The sequence below is a fragment of the Borreliella mayonii genome (genome assembly GCF_001945665.1).
Classification (GTDB): domain Bacteria; phylum Spirochaetota; class Spirochaetia; order Borreliales; family Borreliaceae; genus Borreliella; species Borreliella mayonii.
In genome coordinates, this window is record NZ_CP015791.1 from 1 (window position 1) to 21591 (window position 21591).

At 24.2% G+C, this 21591-nt stretch carries 22 protein-coding genes and 3 pseudogenes; 14 read left to right on the forward strand and 11 right to left on the reverse strand.

The window, feature by feature from the left end; genetic code table 11:
* Positions 1-416: 416 nt before the first annotated feature.
* The 5 genes from Bmayo_RS07500 to Bmayo_RS05720 all read left to right on the forward strand — a co-directional run bounded on the left by Bmayo_RS07500 (position 417) and on the right by Bmayo_RS05720 (position 2313).
* Positions 417-578, forward strand: coding sequence for a hypothetical protein (locus Bmayo_RS07500; protein WP_338024401.1), 162 nt, complete (start codon positions 417-419; stop codon positions 576-578).
* 282 nt (positions 579-860) lie between these two features.
* The gene (locus Bmayo_RS07505) at positions 861-1097 is read left to right on the forward strand and encodes a hypothetical protein (RefSeq protein ID WP_338024402.1); all 237 of its coding nucleotides are present in this window, start codon (positions 861-863) and stop codon (positions 1095-1097) included.
* A 461-nt stretch (positions 1098-1558) separates the two neighbouring features.
* Positions 1559-1762 carry a hypothetical protein gene (locus Bmayo_RS05715; RefSeq protein ID WP_075552701.1) on the forward strand — a complete coding sequence of 68 codons (204 nt, stop codon included), beginning with the start codon at positions 1559-1561 and terminating at the stop codon, positions 1760-1762.
* Positions 1737-1910, forward strand: a complete 174-nt coding sequence (locus tag Bmayo_RS07025; RefSeq protein WP_193402203.1) for a hypothetical protein — start codon at positions 1737-1739, stop codon at positions 1908-1910. The genes Bmayo_RS05715 and Bmayo_RS07025 overlap by 26 nt, the downstream gene beginning before the upstream one ends.
* A gap of 34 nt (positions 1911-1944) precedes the next feature.
* Complete coding sequence (locus Bmayo_RS05720) at positions 1945-2313, forward strand: hypothetical protein (RefSeq protein WP_235633499.1); 369 nt, start codon at positions 1945-1947, stop codon at positions 2311-2313.
* 186 nt (positions 2314-2499) lie between these two features.
* On the opposite strand, the gene Bmayo_RS06730 is transcribed toward Bmayo_RS05720, so the two are convergent.
* From Bmayo_RS06730 to Bmayo_RS06735, 3 genes and pseudogenes are all read right to left on the reverse strand, one after another.
* Complete coding sequence (locus tag Bmayo_RS06730; RefSeq protein WP_420807320.1) at positions 2500-2619, reverse strand: complement regulator-acquiring protein; 120 nt, start codon at positions 2617-2619, stop codon at positions 2500-2502.
* A 216-nt stretch (positions 2620-2835) separates the two neighbouring features.
* Positions 2836-3675, reverse strand: coding sequence for a complement regulator-acquiring protein (locus tag Bmayo_RS05725; protein WP_076342440.1), 840 nt, complete (start codon positions 3673-3675; stop codon positions 2836-2838).
* A 388-nt stretch (positions 3676-4063) separates the two neighbouring features.
* Positions 4064-5347: pseudogene (locus Bmayo_RS06735) on the reverse strand (Eco57I restriction-modification methylase domain-containing protein); the annotation flags it as partial.
* 1842 nt (positions 5348-7189) lie between these two features.
* Here Bmayo_RS06735 and Bmayo_RS07225 point away from each other — a divergent pair.
* Positions 7190-7399, forward strand: coding sequence for a chromosome replication/partitioning protein (locus tag Bmayo_RS07225; RefSeq protein WP_235633188.1), 210 nt, complete (start codon positions 7190-7192; stop codon positions 7397-7399).
* 533 nt (positions 7400-7932) lie between these two features.
* On the opposite strand, the gene Bmayo_RS07235 is transcribed toward Bmayo_RS07225, so the two are convergent.
* From Bmayo_RS07235 to Bmayo_RS07245, 3 genes are all read right to left on the reverse strand, one after another.
* Entirely contained in the window at positions 7933-8364 is a 432-nt protein-coding gene (locus Bmayo_RS07235) for a hypothetical protein (protein WP_235633189.1), read from the reverse strand.
* Positions 8365-8444: 80 nt separating this feature from the next.
* Positions 8445-8630 (reverse strand): hypothetical protein, encoded by a 186-nt coding sequence (locus Bmayo_RS07240; protein ID WP_235633190.1) that lies wholly within the window; start codon positions 8628-8630, stop codon positions 8445-8447.
* A 121-nt stretch (positions 8631-8751) separates the two neighbouring features.
* Positions 8752-8928, reverse strand: a complete 177-nt coding sequence (locus tag Bmayo_RS07245; protein WP_235633191.1) for a hypothetical protein — start codon at positions 8926-8928, stop codon at positions 8752-8754.
* Positions 8929-9354: 426 nt separating this feature from the next.
* On the opposite strand from Bmayo_RS07245, the gene Bmayo_RS05750 reads away from it, so the two are divergent.
* Positions 9355-10062 carry an OspD family protein gene (locus tag Bmayo_RS05750; protein WP_075552703.1) on the forward strand — a complete coding sequence of 236 codons (708 nt, stop codon included), beginning with the start codon at positions 9355-9357 and terminating at the stop codon, positions 10060-10062.
* A 247-nt stretch (positions 10063-10309) separates the two neighbouring features.
* Here Bmayo_RS05750 and Bmayo_RS05755 read toward each other — a convergent pair whose 3' ends face one another.
* Positions 10310-10615 (reverse strand): P12 family lipoprotein, encoded by a 306-nt coding sequence (locus Bmayo_RS05755; RefSeq protein ID WP_145924640.1) that lies wholly within the window; start codon positions 10613-10615, stop codon positions 10310-10312.
* Between the two features lie 697 nt (positions 10616-11312).
* Here Bmayo_RS05755 and Bmayo_RS07030 point away from each other — a divergent pair.
* Positions 11313-11492, forward strand: coding sequence for a complement regulator-acquiring protein (locus Bmayo_RS07030; RefSeq protein WP_075552704.1), 180 nt, complete (start codon positions 11313-11315; stop codon positions 11490-11492).
* 39 nt (positions 11493-11531) lie between these two features.
* Positions 11532-12714, forward strand: a pseudogene (locus tag Bmayo_RS05770) (class I SAM-dependent DNA methyltransferase); the annotation flags it as partial.
* 675 nt (positions 12715-13389) lie between these two features.
* On the opposite strand, the gene Bmayo_RS05775 reads toward Bmayo_RS05770, so the two are convergent.
* The 3 genes and pseudogenes from Bmayo_RS05775 to Bmayo_RS06975 all read right to left on the reverse strand — a co-directional run bounded on the left by Bmayo_RS05775 (position 13390) and on the right by Bmayo_RS06975 (position 16688).
* Positions 13390-14292 carry a S2/P23 family protein gene (locus tag Bmayo_RS05775; protein ID WP_075552706.1) on the reverse strand — a complete coding sequence of 301 codons (903 nt, stop codon included), beginning with the start codon at positions 14290-14292 and terminating at the stop codon, positions 13390-13392.
* A gap of 1916 nt (positions 14293-16208) precedes the next feature.
* Positions 16209-16436: pseudogene (eppA, locus tag Bmayo_RS07250) on the reverse strand (exported protein A EppA); the annotation flags it as partial.
* Between the two features lie 15 nt (positions 16437-16451).
* Entirely contained in the window at positions 16452-16688 is a 237-nt protein-coding gene (locus Bmayo_RS06975) for a hypothetical protein (protein WP_235633500.1), read from the reverse strand.
* 683 nt (positions 16689-17371) lie between these two features.
* Here Bmayo_RS06975 and Bmayo_RS05795 point away from each other — a divergent pair.
* From Bmayo_RS05795 to bdr, 5 genes are all read left to right on the forward strand, one after another.
* Entirely contained in the window at positions 17372-18289 is a 918-nt protein-coding gene (locus Bmayo_RS05795; RefSeq protein ID WP_075552708.1) for a plasmid maintenance protein, read from the forward strand.
* A complete protein-coding gene (locus Bmayo_RS05800) occupies positions 18282-18842 on the forward strand; it encodes a DUF226 domain-containing protein (RefSeq protein WP_075552709.1) in 561 nt (186 codons plus the stop codon). The genes Bmayo_RS05795 and Bmayo_RS05800 overlap by 8 nt, the downstream gene beginning before the upstream one ends.
* Positions 18815-19570, forward strand: a complete 756-nt coding sequence (locus Bmayo_RS05805; protein ID WP_075552710.1) for a ParA family protein — start codon at positions 18815-18817, stop codon at positions 19568-19570. Before Bmayo_RS05800 ends, Bmayo_RS05805 begins: the two co-directional genes overlap by 28 nt.
* 95 nt (positions 19571-19665) lie before the next feature.
* On the forward strand, positions 19666-20286 hold the full coding sequence (locus Bmayo_RS05810) for a chromosome replication/partitioning protein (RefSeq protein ID WP_075552711.1): 621 nt from the start codon (positions 19666-19668) through the stop codon (positions 20284-20286).
* Positions 20287-20466: 180 nt separating this feature from the next.
* Complete coding sequence (gene bdr / locus Bmayo_RS05815) at positions 20467-20805, forward strand: Bdr family repetitive protein (RefSeq protein ID WP_235633193.1); 339 nt, start codon at positions 20467-20469, stop codon at positions 20803-20805.
* 629 nt (positions 20806-21434) lie between these two features.
* On the opposite strand, the gene Bmayo_RS07255 is transcribed toward bdr, so the two are convergent.
* Positions 21435-21590, reverse strand: coding sequence for a CRASP family complement regulator-acquiring lipoprotein (locus tag Bmayo_RS07255; protein ID WP_338024403.1), 156 nt, complete (start codon positions 21588-21590; stop codon positions 21435-21437).
* Position 21591 lies beyond the last annotated feature (1 nt).

The window sequence follows — 21591 nt, forward strand, 5'->3', positions numbered from 1 at the left end:
ATATAATTATTTATTAGTATAGAGTATTATGACTCATAACTTTAACTTTTTAAATCAATCATTTAAACTTGAAAATTCTAATTTTTAACTTGAATTTTCAAGAAAACCTAAACATTTAACTTAAAAATCACAAAACTACATAATCTTGAAAAGAATTTATCAATTTATTCTTTTTTTTTAAAAAAAAAATTTTTCATAATATAAGTATATAAAAAAAATTCGAAAAAAAACAATTAGAATTAGAAATGGTATTCTAAAAAAACCAATTAAAATTAAAAAAATCATAGAAAAACAACTCCATCAATTAATTAGAAATTGAGTTTACTAAGAGTATGCCTGCTTTATGAGGCAATACATTATTTAAATCTAAAATTGAATAATTATTCTCAAAAAAACTCTTAAAATTTTACAACGAAATTCTTGAAAAGAATAATCAAAATTCTTGCGATCTAAAAACAATGAAAAAATATCTTGATATATTAGAAAAAACAAAAACCATAGTGAAATTATCTTTTAAAAACAAGCCCACATATATGATTTATTATAAAATTAATTACCCCTTTAAAGGGTTTAGTTAAACACTACAAGACTAATATCTCCTAATATCAGATAAACTAAAACAACAGTTGGAACAAAACGATCCTACTACCATTTAATCGTAAAAAAATATTTCTTTGCAAATTAAGAAAATTTAGAAATATAAATCTTAAAGACATATATTTTTATATAATAAATAATAAAAAATTAATGGAGAACAATTGGAAAAGTTTTTGATAAAAATATTAAACATTAATCGCCATAATCGTACATATTGTAACTTATTAATTCTTATTTACACACTAGACAGCCTAAATTTCAACATGAGGTACTATAGTAGGAGCTTTATACGCCGCATATTCAATTCTAACTTGCATAAATATCTCAATAGTATTCGAAATATTGATATAGATTTATTAGAACAATATCTCGATGATTTAGAAAACAAAATAAAAATCATAACCAATAAATTTAGCTTTAAAAGAGATATATTCAAGCTTTACTACACAGTCAATTATCCTTTAGTAAAAATGTTACACAAAAATTATGGACTACTATAAATAGACTATGGGCTATAATTACCCTGTTTTTGAATTATAAAACACAATTAAAAAATCAGATATTGTAAATGTATTATGTCGCCTCATGAACCTAATAAAGAACAATTAAAACTAAAAAATATATAAATAAACCGTAAATTAGGAAAATTAATGTTACATAAAATGAATAGGGCTTAAGACAAATTCTTTTAAAAAAACTTGTTTTAAGCCCTATTTCATTGCTAATTTTATATAATTCGAGCTAACGTCGAACTAATTTATAGTATACCCAAAATTAAACTATAGTCAAGTTATATTTAAAATAAATTTAAACTAAAATTACTATAAAAGTAAATACTTTTATAGTAATTTTAGTTTCTAATAATATTCTATTTTAGATAGAGGTAATATAATGAATTTAATGATTAAAGAAGTATTAATGATATCCAGTTTATTTTGTAGCACTATCTCTTGTAAGCCATATGAAAAGCTTACAGGCAAAACTTAAACAGGCTTTAGCCAACAATAAGTATTTTGTCAATAATAATAAAGATATAAATAATAATAAAAGTATAAATTCTACTAATAAGCTAGATAATAATTCTCTAGATTCTGTAGAAGACAACAACAGAAGTGATCGTAAGGCTAGGAGCATTAGTAATGGAGAAGCAAATAATCAAGAATAAAAGTAAGGAAAAAGAAAATATCATAAAGAAAAGTAAAGAAAGTAATAATTTAGGAACACAAATAAATAATAATTTAAACACAAAGCACTCTAATACTAGTAAAGTAAATAACAATAATGTTGATAAAAAATCTCAACAAGTTAAATAAGGAATCTAATGAAGCTATTACTGCTAGGGAAATTATGTACGAAGCTGAAACTTTTTTAGAAAAAACTGAGAAAAAAACTGCAGACTTAGAAACAACAAAATCAAAACTTGATAAGATAAAAAGTGCTATTGAGGGTGCTCGTTCTTATTTAAATACTGCTAGAAAATCTAAATATAATACTAACAACAATACATTACTATTACATAACTTGAACCAAGAAATTAATAAGGTTAATAGCAGCCATGCTTCTGTTAAATCTCATTGCAATGATGCAATTGGTGCTTTAGCAAGATCTAAGGATGATTTTGAGAATACAAAAAGAAAAGCAGAAGGGGCTTTAGAAGAAGCTATAAAAGATATACCTTCTTTAGGGTATAATTATCTTTACTATTTGGATAGCTGATGCTCAAAAAGCAATCAAGAATGCTAAGAATAAAACAAGAATAACTTAACGATAAGATGAATAAGGCAAATGTAGAGCTTCTTAAATTAGAGAAAGCATATAAAGTTTTGCAAACTAAAAAAATCTTAGAAGTAGAGTTATAATCCTGAAAATTATAAAAACTTATACGAAAAGCTTCTCTAAACTTTAATTTTGGTTATTTTCTGGATTAGTATTGATATGAGGTTTTGGATTGACCTTTCCAATAGGTAAACATGATATGAAAATTGAATTTAATATTGCTGTAATAAAGTTAAGCTTAATAATATTTAATTTAGGTTTTTCAAAATGCTCTCCTTATAAATTTAAATTACTAAACATTAGTTTTAATTCAAAATAATAATATTAAATTTATTTGATATTGAAAATTTAATTTCTATTACATGTTTTTAGCGCTAATTTAGATTGTATGAATAAAAAAAGAGAAGAATTAACTTCTCTTTTTAAAATATCAAGTGCAGCATATTATTTTTTTTGTTTAGATTAATCAGCTTGATTTAGTAGATAAAGAGGATGAGAGTATTTATTCTTTATGTGGTTTGCTAGCGCTTCATCATTTGTTCTAATGCCACCAACATTTTTATTGTAAGCGTCAATAGTTGCGTTTAAAGTTTTAGCAAAGTTTTGTTTTATCTTTAAATCACGTTTTACATCTTGTAGTAACGTTTCGGCTTCTTTTTTGCTTAGAGTGCGTAATGTATCTTGTATTTTTTTTAAATGCACATCTTCTAATTTCAGTTGAATATCCCTTGATGTTTCGAAAAATTTACCAGCTACTCTTCGGTTCTTATCTGTATCAAGTTTTTCAAGAATTTCTTTTAATGCCAATATTTTTTTTGTATCGTAATTTAGGGATGGGTAAATTATTCTTTTTAATTTCATTTTTGCATGAAACATAAAATAATCATCTCTTTGAAGTTTAAAAGTCTCTAGGAAATCATATTGAACACTATCAGATTTAGCTATTTTAGCTATTTGTGTATCTTCTTCCTTTTTTTGAGCTTCTAGGCCTTTACCAATGTTTTCTAATTTTGAGATTGTGGTTTCTTCTTGAGAATTTTGATTTGAAGATTTTGAATTTTGAGATTCATTTTCAAGATTTTTATTATTTTCTGATGAATTTTCTGAATTGGTATGGCTGTTTAGGTTTTTTAGATTTCTAGAATTGTTGCTTCGCTTTACTTTTTTTAGGGTTTTAGAAGTAGTAGGATTTTTTAGTTTGTTTGGATTAACCTTGCCAAAAGGTGAACATGATATGCAAATTGAAGTTAATATTGCTGTAATAACGTTAAGCTTAATAATATTTAATTTAGAATTTTTCAAAATGATCTCCTTATAAATTTAAATTATTAAATATTAATTTTATTTCAAAATAATAATATTACAATTTAATATTGTTGTCAAATAGTATTAAACTTATTTGATATTAAAAATTTAATTTCCATTGATGTTTTTAGCGTGAATTTAGATTACATGAATTTTAAGAATAAAAGTTAATTCTTTTCTTTTTAAAATATAAAAAGTGCAACAATTTGTATGGATTTAATAGATTTAATTTAGGGAATAAAATCTAAGCATTCTTTCATAAAATGGTCTTCGAGATTTTTTATATTTGTTTTAATATCTCAAAAATTTCGATTGCAAGCTTCAATAGTTGCGGTTAAGGTTTTCGCAAAGTTTTGAGATATCTTTAAATTCTTTTCTATGTATTGTAATAAGCAAATATGTGTTTTCTTAGCGATCTAGAACTAAATTCACTCCAAAGACTTGAAGGAGCTAGATAAGTTAAATTACCCTTTTCTTTTATTAGTTTTAAATTAAATGTAACAAAGTATCTAAAAAGATTTGGATCACCGCCACTAGAAAAATCTTTAAAATCATTTTTATAAATATTGTTAATAGTAATTATACTATTTTTTTCTTCATTATATTCAATATTTAAAGGGTGATTATCTTTACTGAATATTTCTTGCCTTATTTTATTTTACTCTTTTATGATTAGTTTTCTGTAGTTAGGAATATGTTTTGAGAAAAATTCTGCTTCATTAAACTTAGTTTTCTCCCATGGAGGATTCCCAATTACAATATCAAATCCTTCCTGAATATCTGGAAACTCAATTCCATAGTGGAAAAATTTATAGTAGCTACTTAATTTTCTAATTTTCTCTATTTTTTCTTTATCTTTACTAGAGGGTTTATTGCCCAAAATATTTTCAATTAAGCTAATTACAGCTGTAATATCACTAAATTCTATATTTAAAGATTTATCAAAAGATAATGAATAAAGCTTAATTAAAGAAAATATTATTCTTAAATTATCTGTATCTTCACTTTTATCATATTCTTTGTATATATTTTTAGATTTTTCTATATCTTCTTTAGTAGTATCGTTAATGCCTTTAATTTTTTGATAGCTATCTTCTAAAATAATTGTAATTTCTTCAATTCTTTTTTTAAATAAAGAAAATCCACTTTCAAATTTCTTTTTCGTAATATCAAAAAATTCATCTTTGGTATATCCTAGCAGAGCATTTCCTACTTTTATATGATGCTCAATAAAGCTTAGTGGTGTTCCAAAAATAAAAGTATTAATCCATAAACTTAGCATAGTAATTTCAACCGAAATCGGATTAATATCAACACCATAAATACACTTCTTTAGTAGCATCCTTTTAAGCACTAATTCTTTACTTATTGAAGAACAGCTTAAAACCAGGTCTCCTTTAGATATAAAAATTATTGATAATTCTTGTGGATCGGGCCATTTTTTAATTTCTTGTCTAGAATACTTAACAGAGAAAGTATGGTACGAGCGAGATAAATTTGAAGATGTAAAAAAAAGAGCTTGATAAAGAATATAGAGCTATTCTTAAAGAAAGTGAAGAATATGGTGTTCAAGATAGTATAAGTGATATGACCATAAAATTAGTTAAATCGTCTGGGGTATAATATGCTCCGCTTTTTTTCTATCAAGAGATCTAGATGTAAGATAAATAAATAATCTGGCTAAAAAAATCGACTAAAAGTTGTTAATTTGAACACAAAACATTTCAATTTAAATGAAGCTTTTACAGAGGCAAGTATTCAGGTTTTAGAATTCTTTTGTATGTATTTTAATACAATAAGATCTAATTTATTGAAATTATTATTATTTAATTTTATGTATGTATTTATTTATAAATTTTATAAGGATTAAATTTTAATATTTAATTTCCATAAATAAGTATAATGATTCAGTATTTAACAATTCTTGAGAAAAGATAAAATTGGTAATAATTTACGTATTATGTTTATTGCGCCTAAAGTAATCTATTTAATGTTAGAAAAAGAAATTGAAGAGGAAAAACTCGAAATTTAAATTTTTTTGCTGAAAACAGTTATAAAAGGGGTTGAGGGTTGGCGAATGGTTATCAATTTTATCAATCTAAAATTAGAAGAATAACGAATGGGGAAAAGGAAAGTAATTTAAGATCTTATCTTAATTAAAAGACAATATTATTATAAGGCAGGAGGAGCAGAACCCTTAGTTGCTAATACTATATATAAAGAATTAATATTATTTACTACTGAAAATAATATTAGCGACTAAACTGTAAAATTAGCATTAAAGAATAAAGTATTAATTCCTTTTTATGAACATCCGAAGAATAGAGTTTGCTTTAAAAATAAATATTTTTTAGATCTAAATATAGAGGATTTTTATTTTATCAAAAAAGAAAAGTCATAGAAAATAAAATTTAAGAATGCCTTATCTTATTAAGATACGAAAAATCTTATTTTTTAAAAAAAAGAATTTATAACTAAAAGCCTAATATTTTATATAATTTCATTCATTAATCCTTACATAGACATAATGATATGCTCTTTTTCTAAACTAAAACTTTCTGGATTTTCAAGTATTAGGGATTCTCAATTTTTTAATATTAATTAAATATTAAAAACTATTAATTGAGGACAATCTACATTAAATACCCCCCATTTTATAGCTTTGGAAGCTATCTCTTCCTTTTCAAGATTTTCAAGATATTCTTTGATTTTTTATAAATCACTTTTTAAGCTTTTTAAATCATTCCTAATATCACTAATTTCTACAGTATTTTTTTAAAAATTACCATCTTTTATTTTACTTGCTTCTTAAGTTGTTTCTAGTATTTATAGGTTTAAAAATAGATTGTTAGCATTAACATCATCCATGTTTTGTCCCCACATGTTATATATAGAGTCCCTAGCTTCACTTCCTATAATATCATCATATAATAGGATAAGTATCCCTATCTTAAGCCCTTTGTCCAGGCATCTCTTTTTCTCTTTTAATATTATCAATGTTACTAATTATAGTATCTATTTTATTTGTAGCTTTTTTTTAATTTGATTTTTAGCTCTTTTTTCAAGAGGATTCTTATTTGCTGCTTCTTATCGTTCTTTTTTCCTTTTTTATATTCCTTTATTCTTTTTATTTTTGACCACCACTTTGTATTATTTTTTAATATTGGCCGATTGTTTTAGGGCTATTTTTCAATGTTGGAGGCGGATTATAAGCACCCTATTGTTAGGGCCGTAACTCTGCATTAATTCTTTATTTAAAAATCTCTTAAATTTCTATTAATGAATTGAAAGATAATAATTTATTTTAAGATAGAGGATAGTGTTGATTCAAATTCTTTATTTAAGTAAAAGTGGTTTAGTTTACTGGATTATATAGAATATAATATAATTAAGTATGTTGAGGATATATATATGAGCAAAAAAAATAAAAAAATTATTTCTTAATGATAGAATTGAATATAATATTACTGACAATTTATCGAATTTAGATGCTAGTATAGATAAAAATTTGATGGTTTACAAAGATTTAAAAGAACAATTGAAATTGAATTTAGAAAATGAAATTGACACTAAAATTCAAAGAATGAGAATTCTATGTGAAATTAAAACAAAAAAACTTTATAAATACGATAGTTTTAAAAGTTTCTCTCAATATTTAAAGACTTTTGTAGTTGCTAAAACCCAAGCGTTTTTTTATTTAAAGCTTTACTCAAAATTTTAGAGGGTAGTATATCTATCGATAAGATTAAAGAATTAGGATTTGAAAATATAAAAAAATATATTTTAAAAAAATCATTTGATTCTAATAATAATATAAGTAAATTAGATAATAAAAATATCTTATTAAGAAATTAAAAAATTTTAATTAAATAGATATTTATTAATCTTCTTTTAGTAGAACACAATTTTAGAAAACTTCGGTGTAGAATTATTTCTTTTTTCTATTGATAAGGGGTTTAAACATATAATAATTTATTTCTATTATTATTTATAAATTTGCTTAAGATGGCTTTGAAAAAATAAATAGGGCTTTAGAGTGTCTTTTGTTAAGTATTTTTATAGTTTTATACACCCATTTATATCCTATAAAAAATAAAACAGAGCCAAAATAAATTTTGTATACAAAAAGCATAATAGAAATGCCTAATAATATTATCTATATTTTCTTAGTTATTACATTTATTACTTATTTATTTATCTTTATTTTAGGCTTAACTGTATTATAAGTAGTGCTTAGTTTGTCAATAGCAATAATTATTTGTTTCCCACTTCGTCTGTTGCTTTATTAGCAAACATCTTCGCTCTTTTAAATCCATTTTCATTATCAAAAGCCATACCGGTAATAGACGCCCACAATAACATCAACAGCGTGGTCTCCCTATCCCCATTAGCATACTTCTCAACAGCAGTATCTTTAAATTCATTAACAGCTTTCTTAAATTCGGCAGAAGATAATCTAGATGCCATAACAGCAAAAGTATTAGCATAAGCTACACTAGCTGATTCTATGGTTTTTCTAGAAACAGTAAGAACATCTTTAACTGTTTTTAGATTATCTAAATTTCTTTTCTTTTTCTCCGCATCAGCTTTTTTAGTCTCTGTATAATCGTTTTCTTTTTCTATTTTATTTTCAGCTTCTTTAGCCTTTTTTATAACTTCCTTATATTTATTAATTGTATTATTCAAAGTGCTAACGTCATAACCAGTTGCAGCTTGCTCTAACGTTTTGTTAAGTTTAGAATACTCTTTATCTAGTTTATTGTTTTCTAGGTTGATAAGGGCTTGGCTACGTCTTGCATAAGGCCCGTTGCTAAAACATCCAATATACTATAATCAGTACAACCAGAATAAGTTGCAATAGTATTATAAGAACCTGTATATTTGTTATAAATAGAATTTAGCCTCCCTTGATATGTTATAGTTTTGTAAAAAAAGGCCTTAAGCTTATCCACATCTTCTTCGGTTAATTTGCCAGCAATCTTTTCTTGGTCGCATTTACTAATACTAGAATCAGGATCATCAAGTATGAGTTCGCTATTAGCATGCTCTGCAACTTGAGCTAAAGCAACCTTACTAGTAATTACCTTTTCTGTTTCCGTCTTGCAAAATGCCTAAGCCTATATTGCCAATATTCCCAGTGGCATCACTTAAAGATGTATTTTGTTTATTTGCATCACCATTTCTATAGAATTTACATGATACAAACATTGTTGTTGCCAATATTAAAATAAACGTATTGCCTTTTATCATTCTTTTTTTATTCTCCCTCCAATTTATTTATTAAGTTTAAATAAAAATTAAAGCGATTTTACATATCAAATATTATTCTTATATTTATACTATAAATTATTAGGAGAATCTATACTTTTTACTGTCATTTTTTAAGACTTATAGATAAAGCTAACAAGCTTTATCTAATAGCTTTTCACATAGCTTAAAGATAATTTTCTATAAAAGTTATTTTTTTTGTTTATTTTAACATCACTAAGCATACCTTCAGTATGAACTGATGTTTTCTTTGACCCTAAGTTAGTCAAGATAAATAGAAATTAGACAATTGATATTAAAATATAATTGATATTAAAATATAATTGATATTAAAATATAATTGATATTAAAATATAATTGATATTAAAATATAATTTAAGACATTATGTTTATTATAGGAGTGTAAATATGAAAAAATTAATAAAAATATTACTGTCAAGTTTATTTTTACTACTCTTAATATCTTGTTCTTTAGATAATGAAGGTGTAAATTCAAAAGATTACGAATCAAAAAAACAGAGTATATTGGGTGAATTAAATCAGTTATTGGAACAAACTACAAATTCACTAAAAGAAGCAAAAAATACAACAGATAATTTAAATGCATCAAATGAGGCAAATAAGGTTGTAGAAGCGGTTATAAATGCGGTTAATTTAATTTCATCTGCTGCAGATCAGGTAAAAGGTGCAACAAAAAATATGCATGATTTAGTTCAAATGGCAGAAATAGATTTAGAAAAAATAAAGGAATCTAATGATAAAGCAATAGTTGCGGCTAATGTTGCAAAAGAAGCATATAACCTTACTAAAGCAGCAGAACAAAATATGAAAAAACTGTATAAAGAGCAAGAAGAGCAAATAAAAACACTATCTGATTCTGATGAAATAGAACAAGCTAAAGAGGCTGCAGAAATAGCTTGGAAAGCTATAGTAAAAGCAAAAGATGAGTTAATTGATGTAGAAAATGCAGTCAAAGAGGCATTGGATAAAATAAAGGCAGAAACTGCTAACAGTACAAAACTTGCAGATATAGAAGAAGTAGCAGAGTTAGTATTACAAATAGCTAAGAATGTAAAGGAAATAGCGCAAGAAGTTGTGACCCTGTTAAATACTTAAATATATTTTTATTAACTAGATTGTGAAATTAGCTAAAGTTTTTAAGAATAAATTTCTTAAACAAAAAAATAGCGATACAAAAAATGTAAGGCTAAAAGTATAGCTATTTTTAATAATGTTGATGAGTAAATTAATAAAAAAGAATATCTCTTAGTTAAGATATGTGTGATTACTATTATAAGAGAGTCTTCTTTAAAAGAAGGCTCTAATTTAAATATATTAGTATTTAAATATTTTCTTATCCATTTTAAGACTTACTTAAAACATTTTTTGCATTTTCAATAAGTTCTTTTATAATCCTCTTTCTCCTCATTGTTAAACCTTTTTTAAAATAAGAGCTTTCTAAGCTCTTTAAAGTATTTTCTATTTTATTTAAAGCCTGTCTAGATAGTTGTGATACTGGCCTATTTTCACTTTCCAATCTATTTTCACTTTCCAATCTATTTTCACTTTCCAATCTTTTAATGATGCCTTCTTTTAAACTTTCATTAACTTTACATAAAAATAAAGCCGCAGATCTTATATTTTGTTTTGCAATATCAATGTACCCCATGATTTCATCAAGTTTGCCCCCTACCCTATATTTAAATTATTTTGCAATTGTGTTAGTTTCTTTGTGTGATTTCTATTGTTATGATCATTTTTATTAATGATGTTTTTTGTTTCTAATTTTAGTTATCGCACCATAAAAATCATTTCTTATTAAAGTGTTTAAGTGGACATACGCCCTCAATTAACTGGAGAATCTAGGGTCTCTAATAAGATTCTCTATATTTTTAATTGCTTTATTCACTTTTTTTTCTTTCTTGGTAGAAGGGAAAGGATCCCTTTTTTTATCTCTTTTTTTGATTATGCTCAATTGAAATGGTTAGTATCCTTATTATTTTTAGATAACACGTTTGATAAAAAAATAATAACAAATTTAAAATTTTTAGATTCTATATATATCTATTAGCAAGATCAATCCCAAAAAAAAACAGTAACGCTACCCGAAAAAATACAGCTTAACATCGAATAGAAAATCACCAAAATCTTGAAAATTAATATCAAAATTCCAAGTCTTCAAATCAAAATTATCAACAAGTTAGCTACAATCTAGAAATTAGAAAAAATTGATAAAGATCTGCTCTTAAAGCCTAATATGTTCAAGAAGATATACAAATAGCTGAAATAATTGTTGTTCAACCCGATTTTCTAGAGATTTCTAACATCAATTCTAAATATCAGATTAGTAGTGGGAAAAAACACTAATGAATAGAATAATTTACTTGTTTCTAAATTACGAAATACAAAAAATAGAGATATTAAAAGAAATGTTTGAAAAACTTAATAAAAATTCTCTGAAAAAATTTTCAACTCAAAGTTTTCTTCATCAAATGGCGCTATATTCAATTTCAACTAGACAAGCATTTAAAAAAAATATAAGATGAATTACTCATGCTAAACCAAGAAAGATTCCTAAGAATTATTATAAACTTAATTATATTTACCAATTTGAAAAAAAGATTTCAAGGCGTGCATTCAAGTTTTAAATTTGCAATATTTCAACTTAGTAATACCAAAGTTTCTACATCTAGTTTTAAAGCAAAATTTATGATCCAACACAGTAATAATATTTTAAAAGAAATAACTAGCGATTTAAAAGATGGCTAAAACAATGCTTATAAAGGGATTGAATTAAATATAGACCTAATTAAAAAATTATCTCCTATTCAAGAATCAATCATAGAATTTAAAGATAATGAAGAATTTAGCTTAATTGACAAAATATTTAATCAATTTAATATTCTTCGCGAGGAATATATTGATTTCGGAGTAGGGTTAAATTTAACAAAGTATAAAGAATATAATAATAAAAACTTTGTATTTCTTTATTCTGAAGCCAATATTCATCAATTTAATTCAAGATTTTTTGAAGATAAATATGCAAAAGAAAGTTCTAAATTGCTATGGATAGATAAAGAAGACTTATAAAAAGTATTAACTAAAGAAAATCAATATCAAACTGAAAGAATACTGTATAGAAGAATTGCAAGAAATACGGATCAAAGAACCATGATTAGCACATTGTCTCCTAAAATTGTTATTGTGTTTCTACAATATATATAAATTATAAGAAAGCGCCAATATCACTATATAAAAAATTATTTATTATATCTATTTTTAATTCATATACATTTGACTATTTAAATAAGAAGATTTTCTTTAAGTGCCGATATTGTAAAATCATGTTTATATAAATGTCCAATGCCTCAGCCCGAAGAAAAAGAAATTTTAAGTAATTCTTTATATCTAAATCTTGCAAAAAATACTTCTCTAATGATAGCTAAAAATGATCCGGAGAACTTTAAATATTTACTTTACTTAGAACATTTTGAGTTTAGTAAAGAAGAAGTTGATAAAATATTAAATCTAGATACCAAAGATAAATTCTTCAAAGAAAAAGAAAATGAAAATAACTTTATTGTAGCTCGTCTTTATTCGCTGACCAAAGAAGATTTTAGGGTTTTACTTAATGACTTTGAGGTATTAAAAAATAAAAAAGGAGAAGTCTATATTTTGTCTTTAATAAAAGGATATGAGAATTATTTAAGAATAAAGCTTAACAATTCAAGTTTAGTTAATTACTATAAAGATATTTTATTTACTTAATAAAATATATGTTTTTACTAAAAATATTACTATAAAATTATGAAAAAGTTATTCTTAGTGAAGTTGTTCTTAAAGAAAGCAGTAGATGAACTAAAAAACTTTTAGAAATAGAAGAAAATAATGTTTATATATTTAAAAATGCATAAATGTATCATTTTAGTTGTTTTTTAAAGCTAAAGAAGATTATTAGAAATAAAGAGTTTGTAATCCACATAGAAAGTCATAGAGAAGTATATATTAGTGACATTTCGTAATTCCTTTTGTGTTGAGTATATGGAGCCAAAGAAAATAATTTAGTCAAAATTATTGGTAATTTATAAAAAGAGTTTTTATATTAATTAACTAGAAATATATTTTTATAAAAAAGCATCTTTTTTATAATATGTTTTAATAATATCTTCTTGATTTTTTTATATTAATAAATCAATTAAGTATTATTTAGGACAATCTATGCTAAATACCCCACATTTTATAACTTTAGAAGTTATCTCTTCCTTTTTAGAATTTTCAAGTTATCCTTTAATTTCTTTTAAATAACTTTTTAATCTTTCTAAATTATCCCCAATATCACTAACTTCTACAGTATTTATTTTCTTTATCATCTTTTATTTTGTTTCTTAAAGTGCTTCTAGTATTTTTTAAGAAATAAATCTATTTATTAAAAATTTCACTAGGTTATTTATTATTCATCAAATCAATAGGAGACTTTAATTTTTCTTTTGATAAATCTGGATACTTGGCAAATATTAGCTTAACAACATCATTAAATAGCTTTAGATCTAATACAATTTCATGGGTTTTGTCCTTACTAGTTTGCCTATCTTCTATAGTAAGATAGGCAAGCATATAACTACATTTACTCTTTTTATAAAAAAGAGTAAAAAAATCTGTTAAAGCATCATTAAAAACCCCAAAATTATATGAATTAATATATCCAGCCTCTCTTGAAACTTCTTTCAAAGTAATTTTAGCAAAACCATCAGTTCTATATTTCTCAAAATCAAAATTCACTCCTTCAAAAATTAACTTTAGATTTTTAACTTCATATCTTTTTTCAAACTCTTCGGTTGACTCAAATGCTATTATTTTAGCTATTGGAACCTTTATGCCCATTATTTTATAGTTATCGTCATTAATATGATAAGTGTCTCCACTAAATAATGACCAAGAAAAAGTTTTAAGTCGAATGGGCGAAAAAATATACGAATATTTAAGCCCTTTAAGATCTTCAATTAAATTATTATATCTGTCTTTTATAGCCCTTAAATTATTGGGTTTTATCCATGTAACACTTCCTGCGAATAGTCCACTCCAAACTTCTCCTTCTTTTATTTCGCTTGACCCAAATTCTTCATTAATACAGGAAATATTTTTAATATCTTCTTTAATATCTTCTTTAATATCTTCTTTAATATCTTCTTTATTATCTTCTTTATTATCTTTTTCATTATTCTCTTCACTTAGCTCAAAGTCTAAACCTTCAGTTTTTATGTTTTTTAAATAATTTGATCCTACAACACAAGAATAAAAAAATGATATAAAGAAAAATATATTCAAAATACTTATACTCTTTTTCATAAAATTCTTTTTGTTTTAATTAATTTCTAAAGCATTACTCCATTAATTTAATATTAAAAATTCATAAAACATTTTTTCATTATACCCAAAAGAGAGTTAGCTGAAAAAATGAACTACTTATTCTATAATCTTTAATTTAGGAATATTAGCTCATCTTAGTAATTTTACTAGTATTAAAATGAAAAATTCATCAATATATTCATTATTCCTATTTTTAGGTTAAAAATATTTACGAATATTCACACTTAAAGCTTGACCTTTTGACAAAAAAAATTTTGATTTTATTCAATAACTAGGAAGAAACTTTTTAATGAACTCGATTAATAATAGAATAATTTTTGACACCTTGGGTGTCAAAAATTAAAAAATATATTTTTAAATACTAATCAGGATAAAAATCTAGTAATCTAAAGCGAATTAAAAGAACAATTAAAATTAAAGTTATATAAGATGCTATTAAATAATAAAGTTAAAGAAAAAGACCTTTATAGATGTCCATAAAGCTTACATTAATTCCTATTTTTGGATAAATTCCTGATCCAAATTTTCCAAAAACTCCAGTCCACTCTTCTTCTTTTATCTTATTTTTTGTATATAAAAATCCTTTAACTTGTTTTTTTGAATCTTTATACCATAAATTATTTTTTCTTGCATAGCTTTATGGGCATCAATAAAATCATTTTTTTATAAATATTGATAAAAGTTGATAAATGCTATTAATTTAATATATCAGTAGAAACAACACTTTTTAAAACTTTTTCATAAACTTTTAAATACATATGGCCTAAGTTTTTGCTACTACAAAAAATTTTATAAACTGTTCAAAACTTTTGGAACCATCATATCTATAAGGGCAAGTTGAAGATCTAAAATTAAAAGAGATTGATAAAAAATCAAGAATTAGAGGATAAAATAGGGAAAGTGATCCTAAACCTCTCTTTTAGAATATATTCTAAGTATGAAAAAGAAATAAAAGAATTTAAAAAACTTAAAAGATAGATAATGGCGACAAGGCGATAAGCCAAGGGCAAGTTGCAACCAAAGTATTTATTTTTTAGAAGATACACTCAGCTCTAGGTTTCTCTCTATCAATTCTTTTATCGTCCTTGTTATATTTGAAGAAAAACTAGTAAGCTTTTCTATATTTTAGATTTGCTGAGGTACAAACGCTAAAAAATTCCTAAAAACGCCTATAACATTATTTATTTTAGTATTATTAATAATAAGTTTTAGTTTTTCAAGACCAGATTTAAATAAGGTTTGTTAATTTTCTTAATTTCAATATAGCTTGCTTTGCTTTTATTTGTTTTAAATACATAATCATGTGATTCAATCTCCTATTTTTATTTCACGTTGACTCATGTTGATTACTAATGCTTTAATTTTGATTAAAGTCATTAAGTAGATTTTCTAAATTTAGTTTTATTGGTATGCTTAGTTTTTAAATCTTGTGAGGGTTGAGTTTTTCAAGATTGTCTATATTTTTTTTTAATAAAGACCCTTTATTATTCATTTTTATAAAGATAAAAGATATTAGGCTTAATATTACTAAACTATATTTTAATTTTTAAACAAAATTTATCTAAAACAAATGTATTTATAGCACTTATAAAATTAGTTAAAATTGAACATATGCCTAGCGCTAAAAATGAAAATATACGAGATAATGCACTATTAATAGAAGTTATAGTTCCTAAAACTTTTGAATCTATATTTTTTCTTAAAAAATATTCTAAATTATTAGAATAAACAGAAATTAAAATCACTAAAAATATTATTATAGTAGTAAATATGTGAAATTATTTTTATTAAAACTCATATCCTAAGATTGTTTTTTTTAAAGTTAAAAAACTAATCTTAGACAAGTTGGCCAAAACTTGTTTTAATATTTGTTTAACTATAAATACTTTAATACTTTATTTTTTAGAATAAAATTGTTCAAACCTATTGCTAGCTTTTTCTCCATATTTCTCAACATAATCAATTTTATACAAGTCTAATTGTATTAAATAATCAAAAATTTGATCTGAATAACCAACTATAAGACAAATTATTATCTCAAACTTAATAAATATTAGAGTTATTAATTTATTTTTTATGAGATACCCCATGACATCAAGAGCATCTAAAAATACTTTTTTCTTTAATCCTAATTTTTATTAAACACCCTCTAATTTGTGGAGCATGGGCAAAAAAAGGTTTCTATCATTTTCATTTTCAAAATCATAATTATCTAGTCTTTTGTTAATTAATTCTTTAGAAACATCTTGTTCAGAATTATGCAAGTAATAAAGATGTAAAAAATTCTTGCAATAATTTATCAGTACAAAAACAACATAAATAATAAACATTTTTTGTTCATAATTATCCCCTCCTAAAATTAAAAAATAAATCAAAGTTCTTAATTTACAATTTTTTAGCAAGTAGCGGGGGGGGGGAGAAAACTAATAATCCTAAACATTTGCTAAAAAATGAAAATAAACTAAAGGAAACTATCAAAAAAACAAAAAGACTCTATTAATATAATTAATCTGGATTAAAAGTTACTAAGCCACACATAAGAAAATTTCAAACCAAAGAAAAGATTTTTTACATAAATTATCTTATTACTTTGTAGCTAAATATAAAAATATAGCAATATAAAACTTGTCAACTCAGGGTATCCAAAAAGAATATTTACAGAAAGTATTAATGATTTAGAACGAACGATATACGATCGTAAGACAATTATTATATAAATCAGAGTGACATGGATCCTCTTTATATAAAGTAGATAGATATTCCCCATCAAGCAAACTATATAGCAACTCTGTGGCATCAAAAATACAGCCCTAAATCTTAAGGTTTATTATTATAAAAAAATAAAAACTAAGGCAAGAAATGCCTGAAGTAAAGCTTGTGGATCACATGCTATGGGGGCTTACCCGTTCTTGTAAAATCTAAAAAGCTATTATAGGATAAAGCAAAAAGCTATTTCTATAATCTTTGATTTAAAAATAAATAGTTCATGGGTTGAAATTAATCAAATATTTTGATTATAATAAAGTTATTAATAATACACTGAAAATGGAGATTAAAAATGAAATCAGTTATATCTAATCATAAACACCAAACCTATAAAAACAAACTACTTAGTAAAATTTGTAGACTGAAAAAAATTATTTCAGTTATTATTTACTTAAATAAAGAGTTTGAAAAAAAATACAATACCCCAATCAATAAAGAACACTTTACTTCCAAAAAAGTAAAAGAACTTGGGGTTCATCATCAAGGAGATATACTTCGTGTACTAAACTCAAATATATGTAAAGAAAATAAAAAAAAAACCACAATTAATACTCTAAGGCCAGATTTAAGATTTTTAGTTAAACTAAAAGCACTAGAAAAAAGAATACTAACATTTTCAAATAACTTTGGAGAATTTAAAGGAAAGCTTTGTATATATAAAGTGTCACCTATTGCACATAAATTGATTGATGCATATTTTAGTAGCACTAAAGCAGACTTAATTAAGAAAGTAAAGGATGAAAAAGATGTTTTTAAAAAAGAAAAAGGATATTTTGAACCTCAAAATATCACTGAAAATATCACTGTATATAATAAAAACTATATAAATATATATAATAAGAATTCTATAGAAAACCCTTTCTTTAAAAGAATTAAATCAATAACTTCTAACACCAAAAAACCAACTGTAACACTAAAAAATGCTTTATTAAACTACAAAGATTTTAAAAATTATCTAAAATATGATTATGTGGTTGAAGATATTAAAGAATTTTTCTTATCTAAATTAAATCTTTATAAAGATAAAATCCATTTTATGAGAAAAACCGCACCCTATAAAACTGATTTCTACATTCTTGCAGGAGAATTTAAAGATGTTTACACTGCCAAATGGAAGAAAAATAAAACAACTGGCTTTTCAGGACATGCTGGCATAATAGCTAATAATGTTTTAGCTAACATTTTGACAAAAGGATTAAAATTTGAGTAGATTGCTTGAAAAACTAAAACAAAAAAAAGCTTCAATAAAGATTAGTGACATTTTAATTAAGAAAGATGCTTTTAGTAGAATAGAAGAAATAGACGGCAAAAAAACATACTACACAAAAATATTCAAACATCTAATTGATTTCAGAGTTACTAACAAGGAGCAAAGATTTAGGCTTGTCTTTCAAGAATTTAATAATAAAGATTATTATTTTTTTAATCTTTTTTCATTAGAAAAAAATGATAAATTTTTAGGAATAAAATATGGATGGGATCGTCTTGAAAAACCTTTATTTCTTAAAAAAGAAGATAATAAAATTTATGCAATAAAAAAACTATATCATATAGAATTTAGGTTTAAAAAAGGATCTATCAAGTCTTACATATTGTCTCTAAGAACTTTGTTGAGAAAAAAAGAAAAAGAAACCACCGAGTACTATCAGTTTACACTAAATCATTTAGAAAAAATGGAAAGCAAAGTATATAAGTTTTACAATAAAAAATTACCAGATGGAGGAATTTTGAAAAAATGGATATTAAAAAATCAGATATTATAACAATGGCTTCAATTAAGGGAGGAGTTGGGAAAAGTGCACTTTCTATACTTTTTTCTTATGTATTAAAAGAATTAGGCAAAAAAGTATTATTAATTGATTTAGATCCACAAAATTCTTTAACTTCTTATTTTAATAGATATATTTCAAATATCGAAAAATACAATGCTTACAGTATGCTAAAAGGAGATTTCCATTTTAATGAATGCATTTACAAGATTAATGATTATATCTCTATAATTCCCTCTCATCCCATTTTAGGAAAATTTAATTCGGAAGCCATTGATTATAAAGAAATTATTTTAGAGCATCATTTAAATGAAAATATTCAAAATTACAATTTTGATTATGTTTTACTAGATACTCCTCCTGGTTTAGATTTTCTCTTAAAGAATGCCTTGAATGTTGCGAATTATATTGTAATTCCAGTTCAGGTGGAAATATGGTCAATAGAAAGTTTTACCATTTTGATTAATGCAGTTAATGATATTACAAAGTTTAGAAAGAAAATATACAATATTTCTATTGTGGAGAATCAGTTTATAAAAAATAGAAACACTATAAAAGAAGTGGAGGATTTGCTTTATAAAGAATATAGAGAATATATTAAAGGCAAGGTTCATTTTTCAAATAGCATAAAAGTTCTTATAAATGGACGATTAGAACCCTCTAAAAAAGAAATGTATCATAAAGAAATAAAAGATACTTTAAAAAATATTTTTTCTTTATAGTTAACATTTTTGTTAGCCATAATATTACTTATCTAGAGTTGTTCGATATCGGACAGGTGATTTTACCAAAAATTACCTGAAAATAGGAGATATAAATGGGGAAAAAAGAAAATAAAAAGCAAGTAACTTTATATAAAAGGGTAGAAATCTCTACTGGCGAAGAATTAAATTTAAATAACAATCAAGATGAAGAATTGAGAAATTACAATGAACTAAAAGAACAGTTGAAATTAAATTTGAAATCCGATATTAATAATAAAATTCAAAGAATGAAAATTCTATATGAAATTAAGCAAAAAGAACTTTATAAATATGATGGTTTTAAAAGCTTTAAACAGTTTATAAAGTCTTATGTAATTGCCAGAAGCCAAGCATATATGTATTTGAAAATTTATGAGAAAGTTTTAGAAGGGGCTATTTCTATTGAAAAAGTTAAAGAAATGGGTTTTGTAGCTACATATAAAGATATACTAAAAAACAGCTCTTCATATGTATATAAAGGAGATATGATTGAAGAAAATGTAGAAGAAGAGGATGATAACCTAAATATACCCATTAGAATTTTGGTGAAAGACAAAGAAGTTTATGATTTTTGCAAAAAAGATACCAAAAGGATCTATTTTATTTTAGAGAGGCTGATTAAAGATAAAAAAAATATTTTGTCAGATCTTATGATTGATTATGAAAATCATAGAAAAGATAAAATAAAAAAGTGAACCCTTGATAATAATTTAATAATATATTATTATTAAATTAGGCTAGAGAACTTTTCTCTCTCCGTTTTCAGTAGTAAAATATTTGCCCATAAGGGCTTTTTTTGTGCCTGCTAGGTCCTAGTGAACCGCTATTTCTAAATTCCATAAATAGGGGTATATAAGCATATATTAGAGACAAAAGTGAATGAAAATGATCTGTATAATGAGCTTGTTAGATTAGGTATGAATAAAATATTAGCAAGTGATTTAGCTACTAGATTTTATCATAATGAAATAACAATAAAAGATCTAGAGATTGTTAAACCAGAGCTTCAAGGTTTTGTAAGAGATGAAATTAGCATTGTAAAAGACGAAATTAATATTGTAAAAGGAGGAATTAAAAGTTTAAAAACCGAATTCGATAGCAAATTAAAATTTCATAATTGGATGATAGGAATTGTATTAGCTTTTCAAGGTGCAATAGTAGACATTTCGGGTAGTCTATTCTTTTATGTATTGAATAATAAATTTGTAAAATAAACAAAGCGAACTGCTGTTTCTATAATCCTTTTTAAAAAAAGATAGCATCAATATATTTTTATTGATAATTATATAAATAAATAGTAAATATTATTAGACTTTTGATGCTTTGTAAAAATTTTAACAATTATAAATTTGATAAAATACTTGTTAAATATAGTGTAGAAAAGGGTTTGGAAAAAGCTTAATGTAAGTAACAGATTAATACTTTTTTAATAATAGTAATAGAAATTTTTTCTTTAATTATCTATGTTATTTATTTTGGTGTTTGCACTATCGATTTTTACTTCTTTGTAATTAAACTTTTAATTTTTGTTTGTAACCTCCCGCCAATTATTAAAAATAAAATTATCAAGGTGTAATTAATTTTACATTAATTGCCTTTAAATATAATTCTTCTAAGAATATACCATTAATAATATTAATCTATTTCTAACTACTATTATTAATCAAAGATTATAGAAAAAACAGTTTGCTTATTTAAAATTAAAGTTTATATAAATTATAGATTAAAAGCTCTTTGTAATCTATGGTTAAAACGTTAAGCCTATTTTTAATTAATAGGCTTTTATATTATGATAATTTTATATAGGTATCTAAAAGGTCCTTTATTGATAATATGCCTTCTCCTAGCTCGGTTCCCTCTTTATTTTTTCTAGAATTTGATTCTGAAGTGTGGTTACATGAGATTCAAGCTTGGTGACATCTGTTTTTATAATAGAATCCTTATCATCTTGATAATCTAATAAAAGTTGGTTTAACATGCCTGATATGATTGATTTCATG

Coding starts and splice junctions, on each gene's coding strand:
- Bmayo_RS05715 (WP_075552701.1), top strand. CDS start 1,559: ATGAAAAGCTTACAGGCAAAACTTAAACAGGCTTTAGCCAACAATAAG.
- Bmayo_RS07030 (WP_075552704.1), top strand. CDS start 11,313: ATGAATAGAATAATTTACTTGTTTCTAAATTACGAAATACAAAAAATA.
- Bmayo_RS07225 (WP_235633188.1), top strand. CDS start 7,190: ATGGTTTACAAAGATTTAAAAGAACAATTGAAATTGAATTTAGAAAAT.
- Bmayo_RS05810 (WP_075552711.1), top strand. CDS start 19,666: ATGGGGAAAAAAGAAAATAAAAAGCAAGTAACTTTATATAAAAGGGTA.
- Bmayo_RS05805 (WP_075552710.1), top strand. CDS start 18,815: ATGGATATTAAAAAATCAGATATTATAACAATGGCTTCAATTAAGGGA.
- Bmayo_RS07245 (WP_235633191.1), bottom strand. CDS start 8,928: ATGATAAAAGGCAATACGTTTATTTTAATATTGGCAACAACAATGTTT.
- Bmayo_RS05750 (WP_075552703.1), top strand. CDS start 9,355: ATGAAAAAATTAATAAAAATATTACTGTCAAGTTTATTTTTACTACTC.
- Bmayo_RS05775 (WP_075552706.1), bottom strand. CDS start 14,292: ATGAAAAAGAGTATAAGTATTTTGAATATATTTTTCTTTATATCATTT.
- Bmayo_RS07505 (WP_338024402.1), top strand. CDS start 861: ATGAGGTACTATAGTAGGAGCTTTATACGCCGCATATTCAATTCTAAC.
- Bmayo_RS05720 (WP_235633499.1), top strand. CDS start 1,945: ATGTACGAAGCTGAAACTTTTTTAGAAAAAACTGAGAAAAAAACTGCA.
- Bmayo_RS07025 (WP_193402203.1), top strand. CDS start 1,737: ATGGAGAAGCAAATAATCAAGAATAAAAGTAAGGAAAAAGAAAATATC.
- Bmayo_RS05755 (WP_145924640.1), bottom strand. CDS start 10,615: ATGGGGTACATTGATATTGCAAAACAAAATATAAGATCTGCGGCTTTA.
- Bmayo_RS07255 (WP_338024403.1), bottom strand. CDS start 21,590: ATGAAATCAATCATATCAGGCATGTTAAACCAACTTTTATTAGATTAT.
- Bmayo_RS05795 (WP_075552708.1), top strand. CDS start 17,372: ATGAAATCAGTTATATCTAATCATAAACACCAAACCTATAAAAACAAA.